The organism is Paraburkholderia sp. SIMBA_027, from assembly GCF_046535315.1.
In the GTDB taxonomy this organism is placed as follows: domain Bacteria; phylum Pseudomonadota; class Gammaproteobacteria; order Burkholderiales; family Burkholderiaceae; genus Paraburkholderia; species Paraburkholderia tropica.
The window spans coordinates 1-276 of record NZ_JAWRWY010000471.1; the positions used below are offsets into that span (position 1 = coordinate 1).

Genomic DNA, 276 nt, shown 5'->3' on the forward strand with positions numbered 1-276 from the left:
CCGTTAATACTGGCTGTGAGTGCGTTGGTACTGACGTTGTGGGGAAGCGATAAAATCATTGCTACCGGCGTGGCGATTATCTGGGGGCTAACTTTTGCATTGGTTCCCGTCGGCTGGTCAACGTGGATCACCCGCTCGCTGGCCGATCAGGCAGAAAAAGCCGGGTCTATTCAGGTGGCGGTTATTCAGCTTGCTAATACCTGTGGCGCGGCAATCGGCGGTTATGCGCTGGATAATATTGGTCTGACTTCGCCGTTGATGTTGTCCGGCACATTG

1 pseudogene is annotated in these 276 nt (G+C 54.0%); it reads left to right on the top strand.

Annotation, left to right across the window (positions count from 1 at the left end):
• A pseudogene (locus SB764_RS39870) lies at positions 1–276 on the top strand (MFS transporter); the annotation flags it as partial.